Source organism: Prevotella sp. BV3P1, assembly GCF_000479005.1.
Taxonomy (GTDB): Bacteria; Bacteroidota; Bacteroidia; order Bacteroidales; family Bacteroidaceae; genus Prevotella.
This window is the reverse complement of record NZ_AWXC01000028.1, coordinates 66,750-83,477: the sequence shown is the minus strand read 5'-3', so window position 1 is coordinate 83,477 and position 16,728 is coordinate 66,750. Positions and strand designations below refer to the sequence as shown.

At 48.3% G+C, this 16,728-nt stretch carries 12 protein-coding genes; 8 read left to right on the top strand and 4 right to left on the bottom strand.

What is annotated here, in order from left to right; genetic code table 11:
• Window positions 1–694 precede the first annotated feature (694 nt).
• Window positions 695–1,165 carry a hypothetical protein gene (locus HMPREF1254_RS05675; protein ID WP_023057707.1) on the top strand — a complete coding sequence of 157 codons (471 nt, stop codon included), beginning with the start codon at window positions 695–697 and terminating at the stop codon, window positions 1,163–1,165.
• Between the two features lie 36 nt (window positions 1,166–1,201).
• Here the strand turns inward: HMPREF1254_RS05675 and HMPREF1254_RS05670 are convergent, their stop codons facing one another.
• Window positions 1,202–2,722, bottom strand: a complete 1,521-nt coding sequence (locus HMPREF1254_RS05670) for an ATP-dependent DNA helicase (RefSeq protein ID WP_023057716.1) — start codon at window positions 2,720–2,722, stop codon at window positions 1,202–1,204.
• Between the two features lie 120 nt (window positions 2,723–2,842).
• Here HMPREF1254_RS05670 and HMPREF1254_RS05665 point away from each other — a divergent pair, with 120 nt between their 5' ends.
• From HMPREF1254_RS05665 to rsmD, 3 genes are read left to right on the top strand one after another with little or no spacing between them, the layout of a single operon-like run.
• Window positions 2,843–3,325, top strand: coding sequence for a hypothetical protein (locus HMPREF1254_RS05665; RefSeq protein ID WP_023057682.1), 483 nt, complete (start codon window positions 2,843–2,845; stop codon window positions 3,323–3,325).
• Window positions 3,306–4,124: a DUF3822 family protein gene (locus HMPREF1254_RS05660; protein WP_036879415.1), complete on the top strand. Its 819-nt coding sequence runs from the start codon at window positions 3,306–3,308 to the stop codon at window positions 4,122–4,124. Before HMPREF1254_RS05665 ends, HMPREF1254_RS05660 begins: the two co-directional genes overlap by 20 nt.
• Window positions 4,124–4,666 (top strand): 16S rRNA (guanine(966)-N(2))-methyltransferase RsmD, encoded by a 543-nt coding sequence (gene rsmD, locus HMPREF1254_RS05655; protein ID WP_023057661.1) that lies wholly within the window; start codon window positions 4,124–4,126, stop codon window positions 4,664–4,666. The genes HMPREF1254_RS05660 and rsmD overlap by 1 nt, the downstream gene beginning before the upstream one ends.
• 22 nt (window positions 4,667–4,688) lie before the next feature.
• Here the strand turns inward: rsmD and cls are convergent, their stop codons facing one another.
• Both cls and dnaG read right to left on the bottom strand, forming a co-directional pair.
• A complete protein-coding gene (gene cls, locus HMPREF1254_RS05650) occupies window positions 4,689–6,113 on the bottom strand; it encodes a cardiolipin synthase (protein ID WP_036879417.1) in 1,425 nt (474 codons plus the stop codon).
• An 80-nt stretch (window positions 6,114–6,193) separates the two neighbouring features.
• A complete protein-coding gene (dnaG, locus tag HMPREF1254_RS05645) occupies window positions 6,194–8,173 on the bottom strand; it encodes a DNA primase (protein WP_023057712.1) in 1,980 nt (659 codons plus the stop codon).
• Window positions 8,174–8,757: 584 nt separating this feature from the next.
• Here dnaG and HMPREF1254_RS05640 point away from each other — a divergent pair.
• From HMPREF1254_RS05640 to HMPREF1254_RS05625, 4 genes are all read left to right on the top strand, one after another.
• A complete protein-coding gene (locus tag HMPREF1254_RS05640; protein ID WP_023057703.1) occupies window positions 8,758–9,627 on the top strand; it encodes an electron transfer flavoprotein subunit beta/FixA family protein in 870 nt (289 codons plus the stop codon).
• Window positions 9,628–9,750: 123 nt separating this feature from the next.
• The gene (locus HMPREF1254_RS05635) at window positions 9,751–10,773 is read left to right on the top strand and encodes an electron transfer flavoprotein subunit alpha/FixB family protein (RefSeq protein WP_023057708.1); all 1,023 of its coding nucleotides are present in this window, start codon (window positions 9,751–9,753) and stop codon (window positions 10,771–10,773) included.
• A 119-nt stretch (window positions 10,774–10,892) separates the two neighbouring features.
• Window positions 10,893–11,285 (top strand): four helix bundle protein, encoded by a 393-nt coding sequence (locus HMPREF1254_RS05630; protein WP_036879420.1) that lies wholly within the window; start codon window positions 10,893–10,895, stop codon window positions 11,283–11,285.
• 65 nt (window positions 11,286–11,350) lie between these two features.
• Window positions 11,351–13,075 carry an acyl-CoA dehydrogenase family protein gene (locus HMPREF1254_RS05625; RefSeq protein ID WP_023057688.1) on the top strand — a complete coding sequence of 575 codons (1,725 nt, stop codon included), beginning with the start codon at window positions 11,351–11,353 and terminating at the stop codon, window positions 13,073–13,075.
• A gap of 170 nt (window positions 13,076–13,245) precedes the next feature.
• Here the strand turns inward: HMPREF1254_RS05625 and HMPREF1254_RS05620 are convergent, their stop codons facing one another.
• On the bottom strand, window positions 13,246–16,086 hold the full coding sequence (locus HMPREF1254_RS05620) for a beta-glucosidase (RefSeq protein WP_023057623.1): 2,841 nt from the start codon (window positions 16,084–16,086) through the stop codon (window positions 13,246–13,248).
• Window positions 16,087–16,728: the final 642 nt, after the last annotated feature.

Genomic DNA, 16,728 nt, shown 5'->3' with positions numbered 1-16,728 from the left:
AACCATGAAGCGTGAACTATTTTTCATGCTTTTGTGCACGCATGGCCAACCTATCCATTCAAACAATGCAAATAGGATGCCGCCAAGGTTGTTATGTATTTTTACCAATTATCGCCCCAAAAACGGCACATAAAAACTTTCAATATAGAAAAAAACGATAGGCAAACAGGATGCAAGACAGGAGTTGAGTTGGCAAGAAAAATCAAATTTTTACCATAAAGCATTGACTTTGCACTGCTAAAAGCACCCCATTGGCACGCAATGAACATGGGTTTACTGCGCAAAAGCATACATATTGCACCCTTAACTCAATGCATTTCACAGATAAAGACGGCGAAAACAGGCGTGCAGCGGATAGAGATTAACGTAATACATTATGCCATAACCACTTATAAAACTTTCTCATTTTAAGCATATTTGCAACAAGATGCCCGGTTGTTCGTAAATTCTAAAAATATGAAGATGTTCGTTGTCAAGAAAATTCACATAAATCTGTCAGTGAGATTGCATGTGCTATGATGCGCATAAACACACTGTTTGACTATTCATCCAACAGCACTCAGGCACACGTTATGGGCTTCAAGCAGTACCATTTCTTGCAAAATGACTACTTTTTTGCAGCCAATCAGCTTGAAAAATATCTTTTTTGTCCTATCTTTGCACCTTCATTTTAAACCATAAAACAAGTAAGAAGATGAATAAAAGATTGTTATCGATAACGTTGACGCTTTGTGCGATGGTTTTCACGCTCGCATCATGCGACAAGCAGGACAAAGATTTTGAGAGCCTAACAGCAAACAAGTTGATAAATACAAAATGGAGTTACGAACGCTTAGTGCCATCCAGTCATTCCAAATATGTAAAGCACTGGGGAAGTTTGGCGTTCGCATCCGCCCGCGAGGTGTTTGTCACTTCGGGCAGTGAAGAGAGATACGAAAAAGGAAACAGCGTAGAGACAAACAGACGACAGCACCGACAAGAGGTGACACAAACCGCCACCTACACATATCAAAAGCCGGTATTGAGAATCACGATGCCCGCCAAAGGACACCAGCCAGCGTATGTCGTTGTTTTAAAAGTGGACGAGGAGAAGGGGCTCATGACACAAGTGAGCGTAGGAAGTGACGATGTCACGGACGATCCCGTGGTCTACAAAAGGCAATAAGCGGGGCTGTGGGTGGTTTTTGATGGCCGCTCCCGCTCAATCATCCTCATCGTGCGTTTGCGTTTTAGGCCAATTAACCAAATACAAACGCTCGGTGGCTCGGGTGAAAGCGGTGTACAACCAATGCACATAGTCGGGCGTGAGCATGTCGTCGGTCATATATCCCTGATCCAGATAGACATGCGCCCACTGCCCACCTTGCGCCTTATGACAGGTGATGGCGTACGCATATTTCACCTGAATGGCGTTCAACAACTTGTCCTGTCTCATCTTTTTGAGCCGTTCCCGCTTCAAGGGAATGTCGGCATAGTCGGCCATCACCTCCTGAAACAATCGCTCGTTTTGCGCTTGCGTCAGCGCCGGCGCCTCCGTATTAAGACTGTCCAGCACGACCGTTGCTTGCAATTCGTATTGGTCGTAGTCGGGGAATTGCAGCCAGACATCAGCAAAACGAAAGCCATACACTTCGCGCACGTTCCTCACCCGCTGCACCAAGGCACGGTCTCCGTTGGCCAAAAAGGAGATACCGTTGGTGCCATTCCCTTCTTTTTCCGCCTCTCGCATGGCCGAAGAGGCCGCAGCATTATTCGCAAGCGGCACATCGTTCACCGGCGATTCGGTGGCTTGTTGCGACCAAAAATAATTGTTCCGCACCACCATGAGCCAATCACCGGAGCTTAGTTCCTCCTCTCTGTCCAGGATGGTGTTACGGATGCCACGGTTATAGATGTTGGCTCGCTTGTTACTTCTCGTTACAACGATGGTTTCGTCCATGCCCACTTCCGTGTAACTGTCATTGAGCGTCTCAATCAATTCATCGCCCGGCACCATCTTGATGTCAGCGAATCCATGGAAATGTATCTGGGGTAATTCGGTCAACTCGTCACGGGTGATCATCTGCCTGATGAGCGTTGCATTGTACAGTATGCCGCTCTGTCGGCTCTGTCGCAACACCTCACTGAGCGTACACTCGTAAGTTTTCAGTCCATACCCTTGTAAGAAGTCGGCGTTCAGAGCCGGAGATTCGGTTTCACCGACAGGCGGCAGCTGCGCCTGATCACCGATGAGCATCATCTTACAGTTGCGCCCACCGTAGACAAACTGCACCAAATCGTCTAACAGGCACCCGCTTCCGAACGACGAGTCGGGCATGCCGCGGTTGGAAATCATCGAACATTCGTCAATCATGAACATCGTGTCGGCATGGCGGTTGTAGTTGAGATTGAACACACCACCATCACCCTCGAATGTTTTCTGTCGGTATATCTGGTGATGAATGGTGTAAGCAGGATGCGTGCTGTTCATGGCAAACACCTTTGCGGCGCGTCCGGTAGGGGCCAAGAGCATCACCTTTTGACCCAGTGTCACCATGGTTCGCACGATAGCCGCAGCCAAAGAGGTCTTCCCAGTGCCTGCGCTCCCCCGTAAAATCATCACCGCGTGTGGGTCGTCATCCATCATGAAACAGGCAAAGGTGCGTAGAGCATCGGCCTGTTCGGCTGTAGGTTCGAGTGCGAATTGTCGTTTGATTTGGAAGATGAGTTCGTCTGTGATCATGTGTTCAGAAAGAGATAGAATGAGAAATTTACCGATTTGTCGGTTTATTGGAAACTATTTTGTACTTTTGCAAGTGTAAGATGGTTCGCCATACGCACAAAGATACAACAAAAATCGGTCATGAAAGTCAAAGTAAAGCATAATTATCTTTTAACCTGCTGCGTCTTGATTCTGGCCATCTTGTGCATCTTGAGCATCTACGGTCCCATCCACTTCAAGCAGCAACAGACTGAACGGGAAACAGAAGTGAAGCGCCATTTGGTGCAAATACGCATGGCCGAAGAGAAATACCGCATGGCCACGGGAGGCTATACCGCCAGCTTCGATAGCCTGATACGTCGGGGCTTGCTGACCGACTCCCTGCGGTTTGTTCCGCATACCAACCACAAGCAGTTCGAGATAGAAACCGCCATGCAGCTCACTAAGTCGGGGCGACAGCTGCCATTGATGGAATGCAGGGCCTATCATGCTGACTTTTTACAGGGATTAGACAAACAAGCCATCCAACAACTGATTGACGACGAGAACGCGGCGGGACGCTTTCCCGGACTGAAGATCGGAGATCTCAACACATCAAACGACAATGCCGGAAATTGGGAATGACATACAACGAAAGAGGGCCAGGCTGACTTTCAGGGTCAGTCAGCACTCCTTGAGTTTCTCCGTGATAGACAATTCCACGGAGAGCCAATTGGCTTTCGAGCCTTATATCCTTAAGAGTGGTATTTCGTTGGCTGCCAACTTACGCGAAGCCTTTGAAGAAAGTGACCTGCTCTCGTATGGCTACCAGCGGGCACAGGTGATGGTCGACTCGCCCGTTCTGATGATTCCCATTGACGAATTTGATGAAAGTGCCATCGAACTACTTTACCATCACACCTTCATCGGGCATGACGACAGCACGGTGTTGCACGCCATTCTGCCCAATCTCAACGCAGTGGCCGTGTTTTCCATGAACAAAGACCTGAAATTGGTTATCACAGACCACTTCAACGACGTGCGCTTCCACCCCATGTTGCAGCCGGTTTGGAGCTATCTACATAAGCGAAGTTTCACGGGAGCGTACCAAAAACTGTACGCATACTTTCATGATAAGAAGGTAGACGTGTTCTGTTTTCAACACAACCGCTTCAAGTTCTGCAACACATTCAATGCGGCAAGCGCGCAAGATGCCATCTACTTTCTGCTGTACGCATGGAAATTGCTGGCTTTGGACACCGAGAAAGACGAGCTGCATGTAGCGGGCGACGTTCCCGAACGCGAATGGTTGACCGACAACCTGCGCCGCTATTTGCAAAAAGTGTATTACATCAATCCCGCAGCAGAGTTCAATCGTGCTCCCATCATCAACATCAAAGGAATCACATTCGACCTCATCACCCTCTTTTTGAAAGGAAAATAATGCGCATCATCACAGGCTTATACAAGGGAAGACACTTCGACATACCCCACACGTTCAAAGCCAGACCCACGACAGACTATGCTAAAGAGAGCATTTTCAACGTGCTGAACGGCTACATTGACTTTGAAGGAGCCATGGCTTTAGACCTCTTTGCAGGCACCGGAAGCATCTCTATGGAACTGTTGTCGCGTGGGTGTGAGCAGGTAGTGAGCGTGGAGGCCGACCGCGACCATGCCAACTTGATTCGCCATTGCATGCAAAAATTAGGAACAGAGAAGAACGTTTTGATTCGAGGGGACGTGTTTCGTTTCTTGAAAAATTGCCACCAACGGTTCGATTTCATCTTCGCTGACCCTCCATACACCTTACCCGAACTGGAGAAGATTCCCGCGCTTGTTCTGCAATATGAGCTGCTGAAGCCAAACGGCGTGTTCGTATTCGAACACGGAAAGAAGAATGATTTCAGTACATTGCCGCAATATGTCGAGCACAGACACTACGGCAGCGTCAACTTCACCATATTCCAATCCAAAGACATGTAATCGCTTACGAAGGGAAGCGGCATTATAGAAGCGGAGCAAGCAGACGTACCAGCGACTCCCAAAGCCTGTTTAAGAACGGCCTACGCATGAAATCTGCCAGCCTGTCGATAAGCACACACGATTCTTGATCGGTCAAAAAGACCTGCTTCATGCGCAAAGCCAGTTCCTCATCATAAAAGAAAATGTTAGCTTCGAAGTTGTTTTCAAAGCTACGGAAGTCGATGTTAGTGGATCCACATGTACACAAACTGTCATCAGCCACCAAGAGTTTAGAATGATTGAACCCCGCTTTGTAGAAATAAACCTTCACGCCCGCCTCAATCATGATAGGGATATACGACCTGCTGGCCCATTCAACTAACTTCACGTCCCCATGCCTTGGCAGCATCAAGCGCACGTCAACGCCCGCCAAGGCCGCTGTGCGAATGGCGAAAAGCACGGGTTCCGTGGGTAGGAAATAAGGCGTTTCCATGTAGACATAACGGCGAGCTTCGAGCAAAATGCGCACATATCCCTGCATCATTTCAGGCCAAGGCGAGATAGGACTGCTGGTCACAACCTGTGCAAGACAATTGTTTGTAATGGGTTGTTCAAAGGGTGGATAATACTTTTGACTGCTGATGAGCGTCCTATCCACGAAATACCAATCTACCAAAAAGGCACGCTGTATGGCGTACACGGCTCCCCCGCGCACCTTCATGTGCGTATCTCTCCATGGCTGTTTGGCCGAACCGCGTATGTAGCGCATGGCAATGTTCATGCCACCGATAAAACCTATCTGCCCATCTACAACGGCCAGCTTGCGGTGATTACGGTAGTTTACCTTGCCAGTGAATGCCGGAAAGTGCACTGGCATGAAAGAACGCACATCAACACCGGCGTTGCGAAGCCGCTCAAAATACCTGCCTGGAACCTTCCAACAACCCACATAGTCGTAAATCAGTCGCACCTCAACACCCTCCCGCGCCTTGTCTATCAAGGCATCGGCAATCAACTGTGACAGTGGGTCTTCTTCAATAATGTACGTGTCGATGTGTATGTGATGTTTGGCACTGCCTATCGCCTTGAGTAACCCCAGGAAGAAGTCGGCCCCTTCGGTATAGATTTCCACCTCGTTGTCCTTGAATGGCAACGACATGTTTTGATTGGCGAACAGCTGTATCAGCGGTTGATACCGTTCGGGCAGCATCAAATCTTTCTGTTCGGCAAACTCCAACATCGAACGCTTGGTGAGTTGGTCGATGCTTCGCTGGCTCATCATACGCTGCTTGCGCGTGTTTTGGCCGAAGAAGAAATAAAGAATGATGCCCACGATAGGTAAGAAAATGAGCACGAGCAACCACGCCATTGTCTTCGACGGCTGTCGGTTGTCCAACAAGACGGTGACAATGGTGCCGATAATGATGATCAAATAGATCAAGATAAGCGTCCAATGAAGGTAAACCATAGTATTGTTTATGCTGCAGGCAAGTCCGATTTGTCGGTCGGTTGGCACGACAAAGTCGCACCAGCGTGTCATTTACGGTGTTACACGATGATGTTGTTGCCCAACTGTTTGGCCAAGGCATTGCGTATTTGGTGCATGTCTTTATATTCCAGCATGAGCTGTTGCATGCGTTCAGCGTCGTTCGACGCCTCCGCTATCTCGCGCATCAGGTCTTTCAACCGCTGTTCAACATAGTCCATGCGGTAGTCCATCACCAAGTGAATGGTATGGTTTCGGAGAGCCTCTTGCGCCTCTCTCGCCAATTGTTCCTCGTCAATATATTTCGTTTCAGATGCTGGTTTTTGTGTTTCCATCACCTGATAAGCATCCATGCTCAACTTGCTGGCCAGTTTGCTGATTTCAATATCGTCATGATGCACGAAGTATTGTTCAGCCACAAAGCCTTCTTCTCCGCTGTGACTGACAGCCTCTGACAGAATGCGCCTGTAGAGTTCGTTGCCCAATTGCAGCTGGTCACCATTCAAGATGTAGTCGATATATTGAGCCACGGTGAAGTTTACGACGTTGTGATTATCATCTTCCACGCCCTCGTAAATCAGCTGTTCGCCCTTTCTAATCACCAGTTGGATGAGCATCAGTTCTACCTTCGAAGCCTGTGCCATGGGCTTTGCAGACGGTGTGGGGTGGGAAACGGGCGCGGATTGCGCCGCCTGCATGGCCGCTCTTTGCTGCTCTGTGGTTCTGGCACCTCGATTTTCGCGGATGTATCGATTCATGGTGTTAATCAAAGTCTGCTCACTCATCCCAATTCTGCGCGCGCAATCCTGCACATAAGTATCACGCAGAATCTGATTGGGTACCACGGCAATGCTGCTGATGATGGAGTTGATGCCCTCAGAACGCTTAAAAGGGTCGATGACGTTGCTCACCATCATGTCGGTCTTGAACTGTATAAAGTCAACTTGATGCTTGTCGATGTATGCCTTGAAGTCATCGGCCGAATGTTTTCTCGCAAAGCTGTCAGGGTCGTCACCGTCAGGCAAAAGCAGTATCTTCACATTCATGCCCTCACTCAAGAGCATGTCCATTCCGCGGAAAGCCGCATGGATGCCGGCGGCGTCACCATCATATAATAAGGTGATGTTGGACGTGAATCGGTGCAGAATGTGAATCTGATGCATGCTGAGTGCCGTTCCCGAGTTGGCTACCACGTTCTCTACGCCGCACTGGTGCATGGAGATTACGTCGGTATAGCCCTCCACCATGTACACCCAGTCTTCTTTCGCGATGGCCTTCTTGGCCTGGTAGATGCCGTACAGCTCACGGTCTTTTTGGTAAATCTCGGATGCCGGCGAGTTGACATATTTCTGATTAACTCCCTTGGTGCGCGAGTCGAGCACCCTACCGCCAAAACCTACCACCTTGCCATTGAGCCCTATCCACGGAAAGATGACCCGCCCGCTGTACCGGTCGATTAAGTCACCACGGTCGGTTTTATAACAAATGCCCGTCTTCAACAAGAACTCTTCCTGATAACCCTTGCCAATGGCCGTCCGTGACAGCAGCGTGCGGTCGGGCAAGTCGTACCCCAATTGGAACTTTCGGATGATGTCGTCGCGAAAACCACGACTACGAAAATACTGCATGCCAATGGCTTGTCCGTCCGGATGGTTGTGCAACAAGTCGCTGAAATAGCCCGCTGCCCACTCGTTGACGATGAACATCGACTCGCGCTCGCTCTGTTCGCGACGTTCCTCATCCGTCATCTCGCGTTCACGGATTTCAATATGATACTTGCGAGCCAGCCAACGCAGGGCCTCGGGATAATTCATCTGCTCGTGTTCCATGATAAACCCGATGGCGTTTCCACCCTTTCCGCACCCGAAACAATGGCAGGTACCGCGGGCAGGTGAAACGATGAACGAGGGTGTTTTCTCGTTATGGAACGGACAAAGACCCTTGTAGTTGGCGCCACTCTTGCGAAGTGTCACAAACTCACTCACCACATCCACGATGTTGGCCGTGTCTTTTATCCGTTCAACGGTGGCTCTGTCTATCATAGTCATGCAAAGTTAACGAATAAAATATGAAGCGCCGAATATTCTCCGCCCTATTTTTCAGAATATTTATCTGCGTCTGCCGCTGTTTCATTTCATACGTCATGGCCCATCCTGAGCTTGCTGCGTCCCATTTCTTTGCCGTGAAGAGCTACCGGCAACCATGTCATCACGTCCCTTGAAAACACGCAAGTGGGGCATCCTTACAAAGCGGTTTGCGATGTCTTTCTATGGTTTTATCTCATTCATAATGAGGCGTTTATCTTGTTTTTCTACTTGTTACGTTCCCCTTGGCCGTGACTTTCCAATCCAAACTCATTGACTTTGGCAGTCAAAGTCAATGAGTTTGGGCATCAAAGTCAATGAGTTTGGCACACAAAGTCATTGCTATTGGAAATCATGCAAATAGCGGCTTGATTTATCATGTTTCGCCCTTGATGCATAAGGAATGTGAAACCGAATCCTGATTGTGCATTTATGCACCCTTTTTTTGGGTAAGAACCAAAAAGTTAGTACATTTGCGAGCAGACAAAAGTCCTAAAAGGAATCTGTTAACGACCATTATATTATAACACAGAATACATTCTATGAAACTGAAAATCGTTGTACTTGCCAAACAAGTACCTGACACAAGAAACGTCGGAAAGGATGCCATGACTGAGCAAGGCACGGTGAATCGAGCCGCACTGCCCGCCATATTTAATCCCGAAGACTTGAACGCGCTGGAGCAAGCGCTGCGCATCAAGGAGCAAAATCCAGGTTCTACCGTGGGCGTGTTGACCATGGGACCACCGCGTGCAGCTGAAATCATCCGCCAAGGTTTGTTCCGCGGCGCCGACACCGGATGGCTGCTGACCGACCGTTTGTTTGCCGGAGCCGACACGCTGGCCACGTCTTACGCGCTGGCCACGGCCATCAAGAAGATTGGGCATGTAGACTTGGTGATTGGAGGCCGCCAGGCTATCGATGGCGACACGGCACAAGTAGGTCCGCAGGTTGCTCAGAAATTAGGCCTCAACCAGGTGACCTACGCCGAAGAAATATTGAAGATAGAAAACGGAAAGGCTACCATTCGCCGCTTGATTGATGGCGGTGTCGAGACAGTAGAGGCTCCGTTGCCCGTGGTTGTCACGGTGAATGGAAGTGCGGCCCCATGCCGTCCTTGCCATGCCAAGCTGGTGATGAAGCACAAGTACGCCACTTGTCCGATGGAACGGAAAGGCGATGAGGCATGGACCGAACTCTATGAGCAGCGTCCTTACCTCACATTGAATCAATGGTCGGTGGCCGATGTGGACGGCGACCCAGCGCAGTGTGGTCTTTCGGGCTCGCCAACGAAGGTGAAGTCGGTGCAGAACATCGTGTTCCAAGCCAAGGAGAGCAAAACGCTTACCTCATCTGATGAGGATGTGAAAGCACTGATGAAAGAGTTGATTGAAGAAAAGATTATTGGGTAAGTTTTTAAGTTTGTCAGTTTTTTAGTTTTTAAGTTGCAAAACAAAATTGCCTCATGCTAAGGTTTCTTGTACTTAGAGAACTTAAAAACTCATAAACTCAAAAACTAATAAACTTATGTGTATATGAACAACGTATTTGTATATTGCGAGATAGAAGGCACAACCGTTGCCGAAGTATCTCAAGAGCTGCTCACCAAAGGGCGCACACTGGCCAACCAACTGGGCGTTGAGCTGCATGCGCTGGCAGTGGGAACGGGCATCAAGGGCAACGTAGAGAACCAGATATTGCCTTATGGCGTTGATAAATTGTTTGTCTTCGACGGAGAAGGATTGTATCCTTATACGTCGGCACCACACACGGACATCATGGTTAAACTGTTCCAGACAGAGCAACCGCAGATATGCCTGATGGGTGCGACGGTAATCGGCCGCGACCTGGGACCGCGCGTGTCGTCATCGCTCACCAGTGGACTGACGGCTGATTGTACGCAACTGGAGATTGGCGACTACGACGACCGTAAAGCCAAAAAGCACTATGACAATTTGCTTTATCAAATCAGACCGGCCTTTGGCGGCAACATCGTGGCCACCATCGTCAACCCCGACCATCGTCCACAGATGGCGACCGTGCGTTCGGGAGTGATGAAGAAGGCGCTCTATGAGGGCGAGGCGAAAGGCGAGGTGGTGTATCCCGTGGTAACGGAATACGTCAGTCCAGAATCGTATGTCGTTAAGGTACTTGAACGACATGTTGAGGAAGCCAAGCACAACCTAAAGGGTGCGCCCATCGTTGTGGCAGGCGGCTACGGCGTAGGAAGCAAAGAGGTTTTCGACCTTCTATACGAATTGGCCGACGTGTTACACGGTGAGGTGGGCGCCAGTCGCGCAGCCGTTGACGCCGGATGGATAGAGAAAGACCGCCAGATTGGTCAAACGGGCGTGACGGTGCATCCCAAGGTGTACATCGCCTGCGGCATCTCCGGACAGATTCAGCATGTGGCCGGCATGCAAGACGCGGGCATCATCATATCCATCAACACCGATGCCGACGCCCCCATCAACCAGCTGGCCGACTATGTCATCACCGGAACGGTGGAGGAAGTGGTGCCCAAGATGATTAAATATTATAAGGAGAACAGCAAATAAATCCCCACGATTAGGGGGAGTTAATAGGAGTAATATCGGAGTTATAGGCCTTCGGCCATGGGAGTTAACAGACATTAGTTCTCTTAGTCACCCTGTTGGAATATAATAACGCACATGAGATGACGAAAAATTTCACAGATATCATAGCTTGGCAAATATCTCATCAATTTGTAATCAAAGTTTATAAAATGACGAGAACATTTCCTGAGATAGAACGCTTTGGCTTGATTTCGCAGTTTCAACGTGCTGCGGTATCTATTACTGCTAATATTGCAGAAGGATATCGAAAGATAGGAAAGGCAGATAAATTACGCTTCTTGAATACATCTCAAGGCAGTTTGGAAGAATGTAGAAATTATATCATTCTATCAAAAGATTTAGAATATATAAACGAAGAGCAATATGCTGAACTCATGAGTATTTTAGAAAAAGCAAGTTGGTATATCAATGCGTATGCCAAAGGAATACTTAACAACAATGCCATAGCGTCATGCAAAGGTAATGTCCGTTAACTCCTGTGAGCGAAGCGAACTAACTCCGAATAACTTCCGATAACTTCAAACAATAATATCAAACTATGTCCAATTACTATACTGACCATCCGGAGATTAAATTTCATTTAGATCATCCGTTGATGAAGCGAATTGTTGAGCTCAAGGAGCGCAACTATCAAGACAAAGAGCACTATGATGATGCTCCGGTAAATTACGATGATGCTATCGAGAATTACAAACGCATTCTCGAAATCACGGGCGACGTGGCGGCAAACATCATCGAACCCAACTCGGAAGACGTGGACAAAGAAGGTCCGCATCTTGAGAATGGGCGCATGAAGTATGCCAGCAAAACGCTTGACAACATCAAAGCAACCCAGCAAGCAGGCCTGTGGGGCGTATCGATGCCACGGCGTTATGGCGGACTGAACTTGCCCAACGTCACTTTCTCGATGATGTCGGAGATGATAGCCGCAGCAGATGCAGGATTTCAGAACATCTGGTCGCTGCAATCGTGCATCGACACGCTGTATGAATTCGGCTCGGACGAGCAGCGAGAAAAGTATATCCCACGCGTTTGTGAGGGTGCCACCATGTCGATGGACCTGACCGAACCCGACGCAGGCTCTGACCTTCAGCGCGTGATGCTCAAGGCTACTTATGATGAAAAAGAAGACTGTTGGCGACTGAATGGCGTGAAACGCTTCATCACCAATGGCGACTCAGACATCCATTTGGTGCTGGCACGGTCGGAAGAGGGTACGAAAGACGGCCGAGGACTGTCCATGTTCATCTACGACAAACGCAATGGCGGGGTGGATGTGCGCCACATTGAGAACAAATTGGGTATCCATGGCTCGCCAACCTGCGAGCTGGTGTACAAGAATGCCAAAGCCGAACTGTGCGGAAGCACGCGCATGGGACTGATTAAGTACGTCATGGCACTGATGAATGGCGCTCGTTTGGGCATTGCGGCACAGTCGGTTGGTGTTGAACAAGAGGCATACAACGAAGCTTTGGCATACGCCAAAGAGCGTCAACAGTTTGGACAAGCCATCATTGAGTTCCCCGCCGTGTACGACATGCTGTCGCGCATGAAGGCCAAACTCGACGCAGGCCGTTCCTTGTTGTATCAAACGGCTCGTTACGTTGACCTCTATAAGGCATTGGAAGACATCCAACGCGACCGAAAACTGAGTGCTGAAGAACGTGCGGAGATGAAGAAATACAACCGATTGGCTGACGCTTTCACGCCATTAGCCAAAGGCATGAACTCCGAATATGCCAACCAAAACGCTTATGATGCCATCAGCATACATGGTGGTTCGGGCTTCATCATGGCCTATAAGTGCCAGCGTTTGTTCCGCGACGCACGCATTTTCTCTATCTACGAGGGCACGACACAGCTGCAAGTGGTAGCCGCCATACGCTACATCATGAATGGTACCTACCTCAACATCATGAAAGAAATGCTCGACAATGAGGTTGAAGACGCATGGAAACCTTTACACGACCGCTTGAAAGTGCTGGCCCAGCAGTACGAAGAAGCTGTCAACATGGTGAAAGAGGCTGACAACCAGGAGCTGCAAGACTTCTTGGCTCGTCGCCTATATAACATGACAGCCAATCTCTTGATGTCAGTATTGCTCATTGATGATGCATCACGTTCACCCGAATTGTTCGGCAAGAGCGCACACGTCTACATGCGTCATGCTGAAGAAGAGAATACAGGGCACTACACGTTCATCAAGAACTTCCGCGCCGAAGACTTGATCAACTATCGCGCCTTGGAGCAAGAAGCAGAGTAAAACCTCTTCTTGATTGCAAGAAAATAATGGCTGTTCGTATCTATTTCGAACAGCCATTTTTATTTGTAAAGCATATCTTGGACGGTTCTTGCATCAGATGTATGGACAACTTTCCATGAAACATAGATCCTGTTCGATTGGACACGACAGACAATCCGCCCACACCCGTGCTACTTATCCACTTTGATTTCGGCTATATTCAACGTGCCTTGCTGGCAAAGTACCCTAATATCACTAACGCCAGACCGATTGATTTGCAGCTTTTGTTCGTGTCCCGAAACCTTTCCTGTAAAGACATCCAAGAACTGACCACCACCCGACGATAGCTGAATCGTGAATTCTGCATTAGGTGAACAGCCTTTCGCAAACACAATAGTAAGACTTCCTAATTTCTCAGAGGCTGGCACAGATACCGTCAGAGAGGCGTTAGTCTGCCCCTGCCAGTAAGTAGAAGTGTTTCCATCCACCGCATATTGGGCGGTTGGAGTTGTGGGAACAGCCACTACTTCCATGCGATGAGCACGATTCTTGGCAACCATTGAAGCATTAGGAGTAGTAACGGTAAACGTATCTTTCAGTCGTATATCCTCTGACGAGGCACCCATCATTACCTTGAAATCACCGGGTTCAACCACATGTTGATACAGCTCATTGATGAGCTGCAAATGCTCTGGCTTGATGACAAACGACAAGGTGCGTGTTTCACCTGGCTTGAGATGCACACGTTCAAAGCCCCTGAGATTCTTCTCGTACGTGGTCACCGTGCTCAACACATCTTGAATATAAAGTTGTACCACTTCATCTCCGGCACGTTGACCGGTGTTCGTGATGTCACAGCTCACCAATACCGAGTCGGTAGGACTGATGTTTTGCGCTGACAACCGAAGGTTCGAATATTTGAAAGTCGTGTAACTCAAACCATGTCCGAAATAATAGAGGGCACCATTTGCGCGCGATGCATTGCCATGCAACCCCAACTTGTTTCCACCATCGACCAAGGCAGCCGGCTTAGAAGGGAAGTTGAAAGGAATCTGCCCCACTGTCTTTGGAAAAGTAACGGTAAGCTTACCACCTGGATTGTAGTCACCAAACAGCACATCGGCGACAGCTATTCCGCCCTGAGAACCAGGATACCATGCCTCTACAATGGCCGGAACGAACTTATCAGCCCAGTTAACAGACAGTGGTCGGCCATTGATCAATACCAATATCACCGTCTTTCCCGTAGCCTGAACGGCCTTTAATAGTTGCAATTGTCTGCCCGGCAACTCCAATGAAGAGCGTGACTTGTTTTCGCCACAAGTACGCAAATTGCCACCAAGTACCACCACAGCCACATCACTCTGCTTCACCTGTTCCACAGCTTTGTCAATCTCGTTCTGCTCATCGGCCGTCATGGGATAATCTACCAACTCTGATTCGGGCCAATGCGCATCCACAAGATCACAGCCTTTGGTATAAGTCACCTCAACCTCACTTCCCACCTTGTTGCGTATTCCTTCAAAGACCGTTGTCACCTCAACAGCCAACGGACCATAATGGGTAAGCGCATACGTTGCGTCATTGGCATTAGGACCACATACAGCTATCTTTTTAATGGACGCCTTGTTTAAGGGCAACGTGTTGTTTTGATTCTTCAATAGCACAATGCTCTCGCGTGATGCCTGTAACGCCACTTGCTGATGACTCTCCCCATCCACTTCCTTGTCGGCTGCTTGCAGATTCATTTGATACGGACGATCAAAGATACCCACCATGAATTTCACCCGAAGAATATCTCTCAACCGCTCATCTATCACCTTCATAGGAATGCGTCCCTCTTTGACCAGCTCACGCAATGGCAAAACAAATGAATCGGGTGAGCGGAATGTACACCGCACATTCAAACCCGCCATGACAGCTTTGTACACGGCTTCCTTCATGTTGTCAGCGGTGCGATGCTTCGAAAAGAGATATTCCAACGCATCACTGTCGGACACCACATAACCTTTAAAGCCAAACTGTTGGCGCAACACCTCTGTGAGCCAATGATAGCTACCCTGTATAGGTACCCCATCATAATCGTTGTACGAGCTCATCGCTCCCAACAATCCCGCTTCTCTCACCACCCTGCCCCACGGGTATAGGTGTATGTTCTGTACCTCGCGGGGTGACATCTGCGGATCCACGCGAGCCATACCCTCACGCGCTCCTTTGTTATTGCTATAGGCAGCAAAGTGCTTGGCTGTAGAGGCTACCTGATAATTGGTTTGTAACCCTCGTGTCATCTGTATGCCTAACTCGGCTACGAGAAACGGACTTTCCCCATAAACCTCCTCATAACGCCCCCAACGTTGGTCGCGTCCCACGTCCAAAATAGGAGCATACACATTGGTATAGCCCAACAAACGAGCCTCACGCCCTGTGATATAGCCTACCTGATGAATGAGCTTTCGGTTCCATGTCGTACCCAATCCCAACTGCGTAGGAAAGTTGGTAGCCTTGAAACTCTCCACGCCTCGGATGCCCTCATTGGTGAAATCAACAGGAATCCCAAGACGCGTTTGTTCCACAAAGAATCGCTGAACCTCATTAATGGCCCATGCATGCTTTGAGGCAGGCCACACCCATGGATTGTCTGAAGGCGGCAAGCCCCATTGTTGAAAGCCATTGAGGTGTTCGTCAATGGCACCAATTCCATCTTTCCACAACTTTTGTTTCCAGCTTTCGTTGGGCAAATCGTCTTGCAACACACGTTTGTAACCATAGAGAGTCACCATCTGGCAGGTCTTTTCCTCAAGCGTCATCTGACTGATCAGATCGTCAATGCGATCATCAATTCCGGCCGTAGGATCTTCGTACACATCTTTTTTGCCATTCTTGTTGTAGTCTATCCAGCCTTTGTGGTAGATTTTGTTTTTCGGCAGGTTATAGAATTTTAGTTTGGCACTATACTGATTAGGCTTTTGCGCCCAAGCTACATTCCCACATGATGCGGCCAATCCTAACAGAACAATGAATATGTGTTTCATCTTATTAAATGGTTATGGTGTAAAACGTTTCTGCAAATATATGAATAAATCTGTTCAAAATCGTATCTTCGATTACGATATTTTGAGAGGTAGGCAAATGAAATGATTTTGCAACGACATCATCACGATGCACCAATCGATGAAAGAATAAAGTAGAAAGATATTTCATTGGGGTGAAACATCAACAAATAGGAAAATATTTTACATAGGCCTTCAATACTCGCTTATTTACAACCAACAGGAAAATGGGTTGCAAATAAGCGAAATATGAGCAAGTTTCACATCTCTTTATGAACTAATGAGTTATAGGATTTATAGCCTTTTATTTCTCAATAAAAAACTATTTTTGCGACAAAAGCATGCCTATTGCCGCCCAATTCACATGCTTTTGGAGGGATAAGGCACGTTAGTTGGAGGGATAAGGCATACAAAAAAATAAGAAATAAGCATGCTTTTGTCCCTCTTACCGCTCAATTTTTCCTTTTTAAGGCATCAAATTACCATCTAATGCGCAAGAATTTTGTCTATTTCGAAAGTTCAAAATTTTGAAATTATTCAACACTATCAGAACTTTCACGCAGTGTACCAAACAACCATCAACCTGGGTTATCATCGTGTGCGGGACAGTGACAGATACCCCAG